The 14292-nt window shown below is 53.5% G+C and carries 11 protein-coding genes; 1 reads left to right on the plus strand and 10 read right to left on the minus strand.

What is annotated here, in order from left to right:
* Nucleotides 1–43 precede the first annotated feature (43 nt).
* From H6507_11070 to H6507_11085, 4 genes are all read right to left on the minus strand, one after another.
* Nucleotides 44–1081 (minus strand): outer membrane beta-barrel protein, encoded by a 1038-nt coding sequence (locus tag H6507_11070; GenBank protein MCB9369638.1) that lies wholly within the window; start codon nt 1079–1081, stop codon nt 44–46.
* Between the two features lie 22 nt (nt 1082–1103).
* Complete coding sequence (locus H6507_11075) at nt 1104–2315, minus strand: ammonium transporter (protein MCB9369639.1); 1212 nt, start codon at nt 2313–2315, stop codon at nt 1104–1106.
* A 334-nt stretch (nt 2316–2649) separates the two neighbouring features.
* A complete protein-coding gene (locus tag H6507_11080; protein ID MCB9369640.1) occupies nt 2650–4491 on the minus strand; it encodes a heavy metal translocating P-type ATPase in 1842 nt (613 codons plus the stop codon).
* A 529-nt stretch (nt 4492–5020) separates the two neighbouring features.
* Complete coding sequence (locus H6507_11085; protein MCB9369641.1) at nt 5021–5329, minus strand: cupin domain-containing protein; 309 nt, start codon at nt 5327–5329, stop codon at nt 5021–5023.
* An 87-nt stretch (nt 5330–5416) separates the two neighbouring features.
* On the opposite strand from H6507_11085, the gene H6507_11090 reads away from it, so the two are divergent.
* Nucleotides 5417–5818, plus strand: a complete 402-nt coding sequence (locus H6507_11090; GenBank protein ID MCB9369642.1) for a hypothetical protein — start codon at nt 5417–5419, stop codon at nt 5816–5818.
* A gap of 261 nt (nt 5819–6079) precedes the next feature.
* Here H6507_11090 and H6507_11095 read toward each other — a convergent pair whose 3' ends face one another.
* The 6 genes from H6507_11095 to H6507_11120 form a co-directional block, all read right to left on the minus strand.
* On the minus strand, nt 6080–7411 hold the full coding sequence (locus H6507_11095; GenBank protein MCB9369643.1) for a c-type cytochrome: 1332 nt from the start codon (nt 7409–7411) through the stop codon (nt 6080–6082).
* Between the two features lie 231 nt (nt 7412–7642).
* Nucleotides 7643–8464: a chemotaxis protein CheW gene (locus H6507_11100; GenBank protein MCB9369644.1), complete on the minus strand. Its 822-nt coding sequence runs from the start codon at nt 8462–8464 to the stop codon at nt 7643–7645.
* 183 nt (nt 8465–8647) lie between these two features.
* Entirely contained in the window at nt 8648–9994 is a 1347-nt protein-coding gene (locus H6507_11105; GenBank protein MCB9369645.1) for a GTPase, read from the minus strand.
* A 250-nt stretch (nt 9995–10244) separates the two neighbouring features.
* A complete protein-coding gene (locus H6507_11110) occupies nt 10245–11372 on the minus strand; it encodes an arginine deiminase (GenBank protein MCB9369646.1) in 1128 nt (375 codons plus the stop codon).
* Between the two features lie 460 nt (nt 11373–11832).
* Nucleotides 11833–12879, minus strand: coding sequence for a hypothetical protein (locus H6507_11115; GenBank protein ID MCB9369647.1), 1047 nt, complete (start codon nt 12877–12879; stop codon nt 11833–11835).
* 113 nt (nt 12880–12992) lie between these two features.
* Nucleotides 12993–14276 (minus strand): hypothetical protein, encoded by a 1284-nt coding sequence (locus tag H6507_11120; protein ID MCB9369648.1) that lies wholly within the window; start codon nt 14274–14276, stop codon nt 12993–12995.
* Nucleotides 14277–14292: the final 16 nt, after the last annotated feature.

Below are 14292 nucleotides of genomic sequence, written 5' to 3' on the forward strand. Positions count from 1 at the left end.
GTCCCTTCCGCTCGCCCTCTTTGGGTCAGTGCCTTGGACCGTCTTAGAATCCGTAGGTCACTTCAAAAGCAGCCGTCATGCGGGAATCGGTGGCCTTGCCGTCGGAATCGAGCCAGACTTGTTCATTGGCCGAATCCATGCGAATTTCCAGCAGGCAGCCCATACCTTCACCGAGTGAAACCGTCGGAGCGACGGTGATGCTGGTGTAGGTCAGGTCCTTGCTTTGGGGCATGCCCGTGCGAATACCGTAGTCATCGGAGAACGAGCCGATGCGGCCCGTCAGACCGAAGGTTTCATTGAAATTATAGTGGCCCATGAGCATGAAACCGAGCCAACCAGCATCAACGAGCTTGCCGTCAACCATTGCAGCTTCGGACTCCGAACCAATATTGAGCTCACCGCCAATGAGCAATTGCTCAGAGGGCGTGGCGGTGACGTCAACATCAATGACCGTGCGGTTCTTGGCGTCCTTGCCCGGCGTTTCGGCACCCGTGATGGCCGACAGCCCGAGTCCGATCTTATCAACGGGCATCAGGCCGAGACGCGCACCGAAGGTCAGCGCATCGTTGTTTTCGGTGTTATTGTCCCAACCATTGACGACATAGGCTTGAGCATCGATCTTCTCGCAAAAATGCATCGCGCCCTTGAGACCCGTCAAGTTGGTGGGCAATCCATAGGTGAAGACCTCGGAATGCGAATATTGATACATATCGACGGGATCAAGCAATTCAAAGCCGATTGGCGCATTAAATTTGCCGAAGACGAGTTCCAAAGTCTTGTCGTTCACGGGAACATTGTACTGCATGAAGCCTTGTTCGATGTAGTCGACGGCATTCATGGGATCCATGCCATTGACAAACTCAATGTCCGCGCGCACGAAGCCCTTTTCGCCGAGTACCTTTTGCAGATCCACTTCCACCTGATCCAGACTGAAGGCATTAAATTCGCCTGAGTCGGGGTTTGCGTTTCCGTCATAGAAATAGGCACCGTCGACAAAACCGGATGCATTCAGGAACGGCAGGTCCTGCGCCCACAGCATAGTCGAACACAGCGCACAAATTGCGATTAGTAGTTTCTTCATAGATATCCTCAACTCAAAATGATTAAGCTTCGTATGCCTCTTCTCCGTGAAGTGTGCGGTCGAGGCCTTCCTGCTCTTCCAGCTCCGTAGTCTTAACGGCGGAGAATTTATTGATGATCACCAACATAATGTAGGTGAAAAGGAAGGCGTATATAGAGGAGACGACAATCGTCACCAATTGCTTTATAAAGAAGTCACCGCCGCCGAAAAAGAGACCGTCGGCTCCGGCAGGATTGACAGCCGTGCTTCCGAGCAAGCCGAGCATGACGATACCTAAGAGGCCGCCGACACCGTGCACGCCCCAGACGTCGAGCGCATCATCCCACTGCAATTTGTTTTTCATGGAGACTGCGAAGTAGCACACGACACCCGCGGCGCAGCCGATGATCACGGAACTTGTGGGCGAAACGTATCCGGCAGCCGGAGTGATTGTGGCAAGTCCTGCGACCGCACCTGTGAGCAGTCCGACGAATTTAGGTTTCTTTTCAAGCGTCCATGCCAAGAGCAGCCAGACGATTCCGGCGAACGAGGCCGCGATATCCGTGTTCAGGAAAGCCAGACCGGTAATCGAGTCGACCTTCAACTCGCTGCCGGCATTGAAGCCGTACCATCCGAACCAGAGTAAGCCGGTTCCCAACGCAACCAAGGGAATACTGTGGGGGATATTTTCGACCACTTTTCTTCGACCGACATACAGAACCGACGCAAGGGCCGCCATACCGGCGATGTTGTGTACGACAATACCACCCGCGAAGTCCAGCACTCCCCATTTTTGCAGGAGTCCACCGCCCCAAACCATGTGAACGAAGGGGAAATAGACCAAGATGAGCCACGCCACCAAAAAGAAAATATAGGCGGCGAATCTGATGCGGTTGGCGAACGCACCGGTGATGAGTGCCGGGGTGATGATGGCAAACATCATTTGATAGGCAAAGAATACAAAGAGCGGAATGCTTGGATTGGCAGCGCAGGGTGTGTTTAGATCGACACCGCGCAGAAACGCCATATCAAGATTTCCGATAATACCGCCTTCACCTCCAGAGAAGCAGAGCGAATAACCGACTGCCCACCAGACGATGGTGGTGACTCCCATGGAAACGAAGCTCTGGATCATGATGGCCAGAGTATTTTTTCGGCTTACCAAGCCGCCATAAAAAAAGGCCAGGCCCGGTGTCATTAACATCACCAGACTCGTGGCCACGAGCATGAACCCAGTGTTACCTGTGTCGAACATGACAACCTCTTTGACTAAGAATTTGCGGAAGCGTTGACCAGATAGTCGCGGAACACGCATCCCACTTATGGCAATGAAGTTACCGAACGATGAGATGGTAGTCAAGAGAATGTTCGTGCATAATGGATAAGAAAGGCGCGAACTCAATTATTGAATTCGCGCCTTTGTAAATCTTGAGCACGTCACCGCAATATCTACTATTTCAACGCACTATGAAGTCAACTCACAAAACGACATTTAAGTCACTATCTCGTGAGTTTGATATTATGAATGCAGACTTAGCCACCTCACAGAAAATAGTTCGGCATTGTTAGCCTCTATTGCTAACAAGACATTAAACGTCAGACATTACGTCCGGCGGCCACGCGGCACGGAGCGCATTCAGAACGGCGACGACGTCAATGATTTCTTGACCGAGCGCCCCAGCAACCGGAGTCAAATATCCGGCAGCGGCGAAGAACATTCCGCCGATGCTTAGGGCCATGCCACCGACTGCACTTTGCAGAGCGATGGAGCGCATTCTTTTACTGATATGCAAAAACTCGTCGACTTTTGTTAGGGAGTTGTCCATGACGACAACTCCTGCGGCTTCGGCGGTGACTTCGCTTTCTTGTCCGATGGCTAAACCGACGGTGGCAGCCATCATCGCGGGAGCGTCGTTGATGCCGTCGCCGACGTAAAGGGTTTTGCTCTTTTGAGTTTCGGCGCGGACGATGGCGAGTTTTTGTTCGGGAGTTTGTTCAGCGTGAATTTCGGTGATACCGACTTCTTCGGCGAGGTATTTTACTTCGGATTCACGGTCACCGGAGACTAACATCACGCGATCGAATTGATGTTTGGGGCCGAGGTGGTTAATGAAGGATTGACTGTCAGAGCGTGGGGCGTCGCGGAAGCGGAAGACGCCGGCATACTTTCCGTCTATGGCGATGGCACACTCTAAACCGCCGCTGATTTGGGGAAGTTGATCTTTTGCATCGGGGATGTCGCGCAGGAGCCTATTGCGACTGGTGATGATGACTTTGTGGTTGTCTGCGAAACCGATTAGGCCGTAGCCGGGAGTTTCGGTGACTTGGTTGGCTTCGGGGAGTTCGACGCCTTCGATTTTGGCGGACTCGACGATGGCGTGCGCGAGTGGATGTTTGGAATAGCGCTCGAGACTTGCTACGAGTGATAGCACTTCTCGTTCGTCGAAACCGTTTGCGATCAAGCGGTCGGTTAGTTTGGGTTCGCCGTAGGTTAGGGTACCGGTTTTGTCGAAAATCGCGGTTTTGCAGGTGCTGATTTGCTCGAGGACAACGGAACTTTTGATGATGATCGCACGTCTTGCGCAGAGCGAAATCGAACCGATGATGGAGATTGGAATGGCAATTAGCAGTGGGCACGGAGTGGCGATGACTAAGACCGCGAGAAATCTGATTGCTTCGCCGGAGAATATCCATGCGAGTAGTGCGATGCCGACGGCGATGGGAGTGTATAGCGCGCCGAGTTGGTCGCCGAGTCTGCGGAGTTTGGGACGGGTTTCTTCGGACTCGCGCATGACGTTCATGATTTTGGCATAGCGGGAATCTTGCGCGCGAGCGGTGGCTTCGATGGTAAGCGCAGATTCGCCGTTGATCGCGCCGGAGATGACTGTGGAGCCTGCGGTCTTCGACATCACAAACGGCTCGCCGGTTAAATACGATTCGTCCATCGCGCCGTGACCTTCGATGACAACGCCGTCAACGGGACAAATTTCGTGCGGATAGATGATCAGAATATCGCCGACGGAAACTTCTTCGAGAGCGGCATCGGTGATGCGGCCTTCTTTTTTGATGTGCGCGACTGAGGGCATGCGCTTGGCAAGCGCTTTTAAGACGGACGATGCATTGCTCAGAGCGAAATCTTCCAACGCTTCACCGCCGGAGAGCATCAATACGACTAAGGTGCCCGCGAGATATTCGCCTAAGATGACGGAGGTGACGATTGAGATTCCGGCGAGGAGATCGGAGCCGAATTCACGGCGGAAGAGTTTCCGAGTCAGGTCATAGACTAACGGAAGTCCGCCGAAGAAGAGTCCGAGATAGAGTGGGATGTTGTATGCACTCTCCGCTGCGTGCGTCCCGTACCGCAATGTCAGATGCGCGGCAATGGCGAGAATAGCTAACGCGGCGATGATGTAGTTTTTGTGGCGGAGCATTCAGAAAAGAGGAAAGAGGAAAATTAGCGCAACAATAAGAGTTTCGTGGGCTTAGTATAAATCGGAGTTTTTAGTGTGGCGAAGCAAGGTCCGGGATCATCTGGGGGGTTTTTGCCCAGCGAGCTGGGCGCTACAACGGGATGTCGAGCCGGGAGGCACGACCTAGTATTATTTGATGTAAGCGGAGAATACTCTTTGATGTCTATGGTCATTCCTTGGGGAGTAACGTAGTAGCCAGTGTTGCCCACTTCGCATTTGAATTGGAAATCGCCGGGCCATTGGCCCTCGTTGGCGATCCAGTAGGGGGAACCGCTGGAAAGACCCCCCTTTGTCCCCCCTCGCGGCGAGGGGGGAGAGCAGAAGGCGGAAGCCCCCATTGATCCCTCCGCTCGCAAGGCATTTGACGCCTCGGTTAGCGGGGCAGGTGAAGACACCTGCCGCCGCGACGGTTTCGCAGCGGGCGGATTGCCATCCGCCCCTACACACAGAGAATAGGCGACTAGTATGAGCAACAGCGCGGGGCGCATGGTCAGCCTTTTAGCATTGTCAGGAGCATTTTGAACTTTGTTTTGGCTTTGACGGCGTGGGGGATGTTGGCGGGCATGATGACGAACTCGTTGGCGCGGGCGATGTGGGACTCGCCGCCGATTATTAGTTCGACTTCGCCGTCTAAGACTTGGACCATGGCATCGAAGGGTGCGGAGTGCTCGGAGAGTTCCTGACCTTGGTCAAATGCAAACAGGGTTATTGTGCCGTGCGGATTCTTGATCAACGTGCGCGAGACCACGGACTCGGGATTATACTGAATGGAATCAAGTAAATGAAGGATATTTTGCATGCTTCAAAGGTAGGTTAGTATTGTTGGAAAAGCAAGCTGTGGTCTTGTTCTTGCGAGTTGTGAAACGAAAGCACAGGAGGTGTTCATATGAACCGATCGGCAGTGGCCTTTCTGGGATTTTCGGTCTTGGCTTTTGGCGCGACGCTGGTGACAACTTCAATCCAGGAGCGCGCGCACAAGCAGCAGATGGACAAGCTGAACGACGTCATCGACATGGCCGAGAAAGATATGGGAATTTACGACGAGAAGACCGCACGCGACACTCCGGCCTTGAAGCGCGCCATGAACATGAGTCAGGAAGCGCGCAGACGCGCAGACGAATCACGACACATGATCGACAGTGTGACCAAGATGACGGAACAGATGAACGACGAGATGGGCTATCGTGAAATGTCGCAGGAGGAGCTTGATGAATACCGTAAGTCCTTCGAAGAAAGTGATGCGGACAAATACAATCGGAAGGTGGATGAGTATCTGAGAAATCAATAGACTCAGATTCCGGCGGGGAACCGCTTCGCTAAATCCCCGCTCGGCGAACGGAGCGTTTTCGGGGCACCTGCGGCAGGTGCCGCCGCGAGTCCGAAAGAGAATTCAGATTTCGGCCGGGTTGCGCTTCGCTTAACCCGGCTCGGCGTATGGTGTGCGCCGTGATGAAAGATTCTCGATTGCGCTTGAAAGACCCCCCTTGGTCCCCCCTCGCAGCGAGGGGGGAGATAAGAATAAAGGCAGCCTTGCGGCTGCCTTTTCTTTTTAGCCGGGAATTCCGACGGGTGGTGGGCCGGCACTTAGGCCGAGCACAGGAACCAAACCGGACGGAACTCGGTCGGGTACGGTCATCAAGAACGGAGAGAGCTGCGAACCGGGATCCGTCAGCGACTTCATGAATGCGATGATGTCCTGGATTTCGTCGTTGGTCAAGCCGAGCGGATCTCGCAGGAGGGGATCAAGCTCCTCTGTCGAGCACTCGGGATGGCGCGGAAACGCGCCGTCGTTATAGAATGCCATGACCTGCTCAAGATTTTCAAAGACGCCGTCGTGCATGTACGGCGGAGTCAATTCAACGTTGCGCAGAGTCGGAGTACGGAAGGCGTAACGGTCGCCTTGATTTAGCGTATGTTCTTCGCGGCCACAATCGTCGCCGGGAATGACCGCCTTGCCGGGACCTTCCTGCGGAACACCGTTGACGATAAACTCGAAGTCGCTGAACATCGGGCCGCTGTGACACTCGGCGCATTTCGCTTTGGTGAAGAAGAGCTCGAGACCGCGCAGCTCGGCGGCAGTCAGCGCATGGTCATCACCCGCGACATAGCGGTCATACGCGCTGTTGCGAGTAACCAGCTCGCGTTCGTAGGAGGCCATGGCGCGGCCGTAGGTTGAGGAGTCAATGACGTGCGCGCGAGTTCCCGCTTGCCACTCATCGAACTCCTGCGGGAACGCGACGGAGAAACGCTCGACGTATTCTTCGAATCCGCGCAGACGATTCAGGACACTGTCGAGCGCGGAATTCGCTGCATGACTATCATCGCCCGGGTAAGCATCGCCGCGCATTTCGACGCGCGACGTGATGGGTTTCGTGGCCTGCACTTCAAGACTCTTGACGCGGCCGTCCCAGAAGAAGAAACCGTTGTGGGTTGGCAAACCGGTTTCATCCGCATTGAAGGCGGTGTTGAAAATCGTGGGCGAGTTGCGCGGAGTGAAACCAACTGGCTCACTTGTGACTGAGGAGTTGCCGCGAATTCTGTCGGGACCGAGTCCTCCTGATCCAGCCACACCGACGGGGAACTGCCGCAGGTCCGCGAAAGCGAACGCAGGGTGATGACAGGTCGCGCAGGACGCATCCATCTCACCGCCGAGAATCGGATCGTAGAAGAGGAACTTGCCGAGCGAGATGCGCTCTTGCATCGGCGGGTTGTTGTCAGGATAAGGAATTGGGCCGAGCGGCTTCAGATTGAAGCGCTCGCGCGCGGAGACGGGTGACGTGACGGCATCATCGTCATCATCGTTGCTGCAGCCGACGATTCCCAGAAGCAAAATTCCGAGAATCCACGGCATCAGCCGGAACACAGGCGGAAAAAGAGACATGATTCTTCCCCAGACTAAAGGTAAATATTCATCGAGCACAAGCCCGTGGCGGCGGACTTGAATATCCAATATAGTATGAAGTTGACCGGAGATGCAAGGAACTCGAAAAAAAATGCGAAATTAGGGTAATAGATAAATGTTATCTTATTTTATCAATATAAATATTAAAATCTTGCGGTGTGTCATGATTGCTTGCCATGAATTCTCATGCTGGCAAGACCTGTTTGTGTCTTAGGTTAACACCATTGAGTTCGTTTTCTGACTAGTCAATTGCGGGTATATGGCGAGTGGGTCTAACAGTTGCACTCTCGTGCCCGAGTTCGGCAGAATTGTAAATCCAATAAGCCCATCGAAACTGCGGATACCGGGAAGCGCATCAGGTGGTTGAATGCTATTCGGAGAAATTGCGACGACAGTGCTGATAGCATCCACCGCAACACCGAGCGGGCCAGATCGCCCACTCAGAACGATAAGGATCTTTCTGGTAGACTCAGTAACTTGCTCTATCGCCTTGTCAAGAAGATCCAACAGGCTGTGCAACACGGTTGTGCGTTTGTCTTCAATCAGTTTCAGCGCACCCTCTGGATTGTCTTTCTGGACTAGTTCTATGACTGTTCCCCCTAGTTTATGAATTTCCGCGTGTGGAACTTCCATTCGCTTAAGAAGAGTCTTAAGCCACGGGTCATCCGTCTGGAAGGAATCGTACCAGACACCGAACTTGCATTTGTGTGGGTCAAGCGTGAGCTTAAACTCACGCTTGGAACGGGCTGAGTTCGCGAGTTCGTCAATCCAATTGATGTGATCTTGCTTGCGATCGCGCAGCAACGCACCAAGAGTCTCACCATGCACAGCTTCTCCATCACCGTAGCCGAGCGTTTTTGCAAGGTCAACGACTGGAATTACGCGATTTCTCAACATTGTCACACCAACATCGTCGGCTCCCATCCGCGGTACGGAGCGACACTTGGGCATTCTAATCATTTCTTGAACGTTTTCAAGTTCAAATGCAAACATCTCGGTGCGGACGGAAAACGTCACCCATTTCTGTTCCATACGGATTCTCCTTTCTTGTATGGTGCAGATCTCTGCAACAATTGCGCCACATTAATAATTAAGGATTTTAAAATCAAATATTTATCGAGGCTAAGGTGTTTCTTAACATGAAGAAGCGAGAAGCAAAAAGAACGCGCCTGACCGAGAGAGTCAGGCGCGTGACATTGTCTCAATGTGGAGATTCTATTTCTTGCTCTTGGCTTTTGCTTTCAGCAAGGGAGCGAGCGCATCTTCGAGCGTGGGAGTGCCGATCTCTTGCAGATCGTAACCGACACGGACGTGGGGCTTGGTGATCTTGATCACACGTCCCAAATCAATCGGCGTGGCGATGATGACGGAGTCCACTTTCGCTTTGGTGATCGTGGCCTCGAGGTCCTTCATTTGTTTGTCGCCGTAGCCCATCGCAGGAAGCAATGTGCCGATACCGGGATATATTTTGAACGTTTCGGCGATTGAACCAACGGCATAGGGACGCGGATCCACCATTTCGGCGGCGCCGTATTTTTTCGCGGCGACGACACCGGCGCCGTACTTCATCTCGCCGTGTGTACACGTCGGGCCGTCTTCGATGACCAAGACACGCTTGCCGCGAATCAGCTCGGGTTTGTCCACCTTGATGGGCGACGCGCCGTCAATCACCATTGCTTTGGGATTATACTTCTCGATGGATTCACGAAGCGTTTGCATTTGCTCGAGCGACGCGCTGTCAACTTTGTTGATCAAGATCACGTCGGCCATGCGGAAATTGGTCTCGCCGGGATAGTAGGTCATTTCATTTCCGGCGCGCAGGGGATCGGCGACGGTGATGAAGATGTCGGGTTTGTAGAACGGCAAGTCATTGTTGCCGCCGTCCCACAAAATCACGTCGGCCTCTTTTTCGGCTTCGCGGAGAATTTTTTCGTAGTCGACGCCCGCATAGATGACTTGACCGCGCGCGATGTGCGGTTCGTACTCTTCCATCTCTTCGATGGTGCACTTGTGTTTTTTCAAGTCGGAAATCGCGCCGAAACGCTGCACGACCTGCTTCGACAGATCGCCGTACGGCATGGGGTGACGAATGGCGACAACTTTTTTGCCAGCGGCTTTCAAGATTTCAGCGACGCGGCGAGTGGTTTGCGACTTGCCTGCGCCGGTGCGGACTGCGCAGATGGCAACCAAGGGCTTGGTGCTCTTGACCATGGTTTCGCGGCCGCCGACGAGCTTGAAGTTTGCTCCCGCTGCGAGAATCCGCGACGCCCAGTGCATGACGTACTCGTGCTTGACATCGCTAAACGAGAAGACGACTTCATCGATCTGGTGTTTGTCGATCAGCTTTTCGAGGTCTTCCTGCGGATGAATCGGAATTCCCTTGGGATATAGTTTTCCGGCCAGCACCGCGGGATATTTGCGGTCATCAATGCCCGGAATTTGAGCTGCGGTGAAGGCCACGACATCGAACATTTCGTTGTCGCGGTAGACGGTGTTGAAATTGTGGAAGTCGCGTCCTGCGGCTCCCTGGATGATGGTTTTGATTCGTTTCATGATGCGGATAAGTAAATATGGAAAACGGAAAAATAGAAGATAGAAAATTCAAAATAGAAAAACTGCTCTACTACTGTCGGCCTCTGGCCGTCGCTCTGGGAGTGATGCCGGTGCGCCCCTGCCGGAGGCAGGGAAGTAGTAGCAGAGAAAATCGAAAATTCCAAATCGAAACAGAAAGATCAGATTCCGGCGGGGAACCGCTTCGCTTAATCCCCGCTCGGCGAGCCGTGTTTTACGTCGGGCAGGTCAAGACCTGCCACTACACGGGATTTCTGCACAGCGGCATGGACATGCAGCGGGGGCCGCCTAAGCCGCGGACTAATTCTGAGCCGGGGATTTCTAAGACTTCAATGCCTGCATCGCGGAGAGCTTTGTTGGTGTGGATGTTCCGCTCGTAGGAAATGACTCTATTGGGAGCCAACGCAAGCATGTTGGAGCCTGCGCTGCGCTGTTCTCTTGCGGCATAGCGCGCGTCGCCGTTGGCCGTACGGATGATATTCAGAGGAGAACCTAACTCGTCTTTGAGAATATCGAGCAGCGTGCGCTTTTCTCTGATGACTTTGGGTTTTGAGTCTTCCGAAACTTCGTAGCAGCGCACGGACGGACTGTGCTCGATCACGGGTGGAAAGAACACCACACTTTGCGGACCAACAATCGTGAAGACCGTATCGAGGTGCATGTAGACCCGCTCGGGGGGAATCTCGACTTCGTAAACTCGTTTAGCTTTGCCTTCGCGAAAGAGATTTGCCGCTAAGAGAGCAATGGTTTCGCTTCTGGTGCGCTCACTTCTTCCGACTGCAACAGCATCTTCGTTGATGACGATGATGTCGCCGCCTTCGATCGTGTAGGGACGAGCCTCTTTGTCAGATACACCAAAAATAAACTTGATGTCGGCGAAGGCTGGATGCAATTCGAGCATCGTATGAGTTACCCACGTCTCGCGGATACGCGCGGGATAGTGCGCATTGCAGGAGATGACTTCATCGCGAAAAACCATCGCGGGATCGCGAGTGAAATAGGAATTGGGACTCGGGTCGATCAAGAAACGGTCGTGGTGGACATTCAGGTCTTCAGTAGATTCGCGGGTCTTGACGGCGAACTCTTTATCCGTTAATCCACGAAAAACGATGCTGCTGATTTCGTCTTCGGAGAAATGTTCAAGGATCGGCTGAATCAACGCTTGGTTGTGATTCAGTTCGCAGGCTTCGCTGATTAATCTCGCGCGGCCGGTTTCAGTCTTGACCACGTCGCGAACGAGGTCAGCAAGCAAGAGAACTTCAACACCGGACTCTTGCATGGTAATCCGGAAAGCGGCATGTTCGTTCTGCATTTGCTGCAAGAACGGAATATCCTCCATGAGAAAGCCTTGAACATTCCCGGGAGTCAATCTGTCGAGTTCGTCACCGGGTTTGTGGACGACGACGACCTTTAATGGGTCAAACTCATTGCGAATATCTAACGAGACGGGATTCAGGGGTTCCTCTGTCTGAAAGGGGCTATTTTTGACTGATTATGCTCAATTTAGGGAGTTTTGACGGGAGTTTCAACCGGGCGGCGAGGTTGGGTGGGCAGAGTCAGAAGTATGAAGTCGGAATAGGTATGAGGTAAGAGGTATGAGGTATGAGCCCGGAATTCCAATGTACTACCGTCGGCCTCAGGCCGTCGCCCTTGGGAAATTATAGCGAGCTGCCCCTGCCGGAGGCAGGGAGGTAGTAGCTGTTGTTCGACTTAGCCCCCTAAATCCCCCGCTCGGCGAGTCAGTAAGTCTGAAGTCAGAAGTCAGAAAGGTAAGAGGTATGAACCGGGAGTTCCATCCCCCATCCCCCATCCCCCATCTACGTCTCCGTTTATGTCCCCAACAGCTTGGCAAGTTCCGCGATGGCGCGGGCTTCCCAAAGGGCTGCTTGGTCGACTAATTTGGCCGCCTCTTCGCGGCGGCGCATGTCCCGCCAGTGGTTGACGTGTGTGTCGGGACCGCGCAGGGATTTGCCCTGTTCTTGCCGCTCGTAGACTCGGCCTAAGTGTTTGGCGAACTCTTTCCAGCTTTCGCCGGACTGGCCGAAGCCTGTGCTGGCTTTGGCCAAAACTTGACGGGGTTTTCCGCCGTAGCGGGGAGCCAGCCTGTCGAGAAACTGGTGGAGGTGGGTTTTGGACTGGATTTGCCGGTAAAGCAAAGGTCCCATCCAACTGGGGAAGCCGTGGTCGGCAAAGTCGACTTGGGGATCCCGCAGGTCTTCAGCAAACTGTTTGTAAGCTGAAAGTCCGATGTCGACGCCTTCGATAGGTTCGTGCCGCCAATTGGCAATGGTTCGGCGGACCACGATAGGCAGCAGGGCCATCCAATCGGGGTTTTTCATTTGGACTTCGCTGACCCGCAGAAGGCTGTTGCCTTCGTCGATTTGCAGTCTCCAATCAAAGCGGTCGCATTCGATGCGGGTCAGGGAATCCTCCGGTAAGCCGTGTTCAATCCGGATTACTTTGAGGCTTGCTTCGAAAGTTCCCTGTTCATAACCGTAAACCAGCATGGGTTGGCGAAATCGCGCAAGGAAAGCCGTCCCGTCACTCAGCCACTCGCGGGCGATGTCGTAGGCTTTCAAGGAAGAAGACGGCGTGATCTCGGTCCACTCGACCCCGATTGCGCGGGTCAGGGAATCGAGAGGTGCGATGGTAGATTTGCCCTCGGCACGCGCAGGATCACGACTGTAAACAAATTGCAGGGCTTGCCCGCTCAGGACCTCAGTGTCTCCCCAGTTTAGCCGGACACCGCTACGAGACAAGAGCGCCCAGAGCCCGAAGGCAAGAGTAGGTTCGGAATCTCCAGATACTTGCTTCAGCGATTTTAGCTGACCCGGGAAGTCGGGGGCGTAAAGTTCAGTTTTTGAGCGGGTTGCCATCTATGTAAGATACGGAAAATCGCCGGGGGACTCAAGGGGGCTAAGATTTTGGGAAAGGATAGCAAAAGGGCCGACTCGGTGAGTCGGCCCAAAATCCACCTACGTACTGTAACTTAGAATGACGCGACCATCTGCAAAAAGACTTGATTGGCACCATGCTGTACGGACCTGAATTCGGTGCGGAACTCGAGTCCGCTGCCGAGATAGGCTCCGGCACCGAAGCTCAGCGTGCGATAAAGGTCGAAATCGCTTCCTTCCACATAGTCGACGCGACCAAGGGCGAAGAAATGTCCCAGTTCGCGGACGGTTTGCAAGTAGGCACCGCGACGATTGGTTTTGACGTTGGGAATGTCCTCGTGCAAGGTTATAGCTTCGGCTGTTGTGGTCCATGCAGCAAGAGTGTGGACTAAGTGCACACCAAACATTTGCATCGCGGGCGAGCCGTCCGGCAGCCACCCCAAAGCAGACGAACCACCGAGTCTAAGGTTGCTATTCAAATCGAAGTTCAAGCGCGCACCGCTGCTGACATTGAGCTCGTCGTTCGGTTCGTCAATATCCTGGTTAGATTGTAGAGGGAATCCGCGAACAATCCACATATCCACATTCGTCGGAGACAAATCGAAGTTTGTCGCGATCCCCACGTCATTCCAGAGGTTGTGCGAGTTCTCGACGATTGCGGGAACGGTGACTGACTTGCGCGAATTCGACGCGTAACTTGCGACATCTTCACCGAACGGAGTGTCAAATCGTCCGGCGGCCATGCTCCATCTTCTCAGAAACTTACTTGATTCAGACTCGGGGAGAACCGTGTATTCCATGACGGCCGTTCCGATGTCGAAGCCGTCAGCATAGATAATCCCGAGCGAGGCTCTTGCCCTGCTGTTGAGTTCTTTGGCAAGATCGACTTCGACTTGATTCAAATAGACGTCATTGCCGTTTTCGAGGGACGCGTCATTTTCGTAGACGGCATCCATGAAGCCTGTGATTTCGAGGCTCGAATTGGAAGACAAATCCTGTTGGAGCTGCATTAGCGAACCGTTTTCGAACGAGGTTCCAGCAGGGGGAATATACAATTGTCCGCCGCGGCTGGCAATTCCATCCACGGAGACGACGTAGCCCGGCTGCGTAGAACCGAGTTGGCTGCTCAATACGGAAAGTTCGGATTGCAAGTCAAGCAGCTTCTGAAGGAGTTCTTCGCGATCACCATCAGATGAAAATCTTCCGACGGCTTGTTGCTCGTCAGCTTGGATCTTTAGCTCGTCAATCTGCGTTTGCAAGATCTCGATTTGTGCGGAAATTTCATTGAGACTAAGGGCACCGGTGTTTTGTGTGTCTTCGGCATAGGCCAAGCACGTCAGCCACAGAACGGCAATTGCCAAGAGATTCTTCGTTGTCATAGGACTCCGACCATTT

This window comes from Calditrichota bacterium (assembly GCA_020637445.1).
Lineage (GTDB): Bacteria > Electryoneota > RPQS01 > RPQS01 > RPQS01 > JABWCQ01.

Bases quoted from the DNA above. Each gene is read 5' to 3' on its own strand.
- H6507_11070 (MCB9369638.1), bottom strand. From the start codon at position 1,081: ATGAAGAAACTACTAATCGCAATTTGTGCGCTGTGTTCGACTATGCTG.
- H6507_11075 (MCB9369639.1), bottom strand. From the start codon at position 2,315: ATGTTCGACACAGGTAACACTGGGTTCATGCTCGTGGCCACGAGTCTG.
- H6507_11080 (MCB9369640.1), bottom strand. From the start codon at position 4,491: ATGCTCCGCCACAAAAACTACATCATCGCCGCGTTAGCTATTCTCGCC.
- H6507_11085 (MCB9369641.1), bottom strand. From the start codon at position 5,329: ATGCAAAATATCCTTCATTTACTTGATTCCATTCAGTATAATCCCGAG.
- H6507_11090 (MCB9369642.1), top strand. From the start codon at position 5,417: ATGAACCGATCGGCAGTGGCCTTTCTGGGATTTTCGGTCTTGGCTTTT.
- H6507_11095 (MCB9369643.1), bottom strand. From the start codon at position 7,411: ATGTCTCTTTTTCCGCCTGTGTTCCGGCTGATGCCGTGGATTCTCGGA.
- H6507_11100 (MCB9369644.1), bottom strand. From the start codon at position 8,464: ATGGAACAGAAATGGGTGACGTTTTCCGTCCGCACCGAGATGTTTGCA.
- H6507_11115 (MCB9369647.1), bottom strand. From the start codon at position 12,879: ATGGCAACCCGCTCAAAAACTGAACTTTACGCCCCCGACTTCCCGGGT.
- H6507_11120 (MCB9369648.1), bottom strand. From the start codon at position 14,276: ATGACAACGAAGAATCTCTTGGCAATTGCCGTTCTGTGGCTGACGTGC.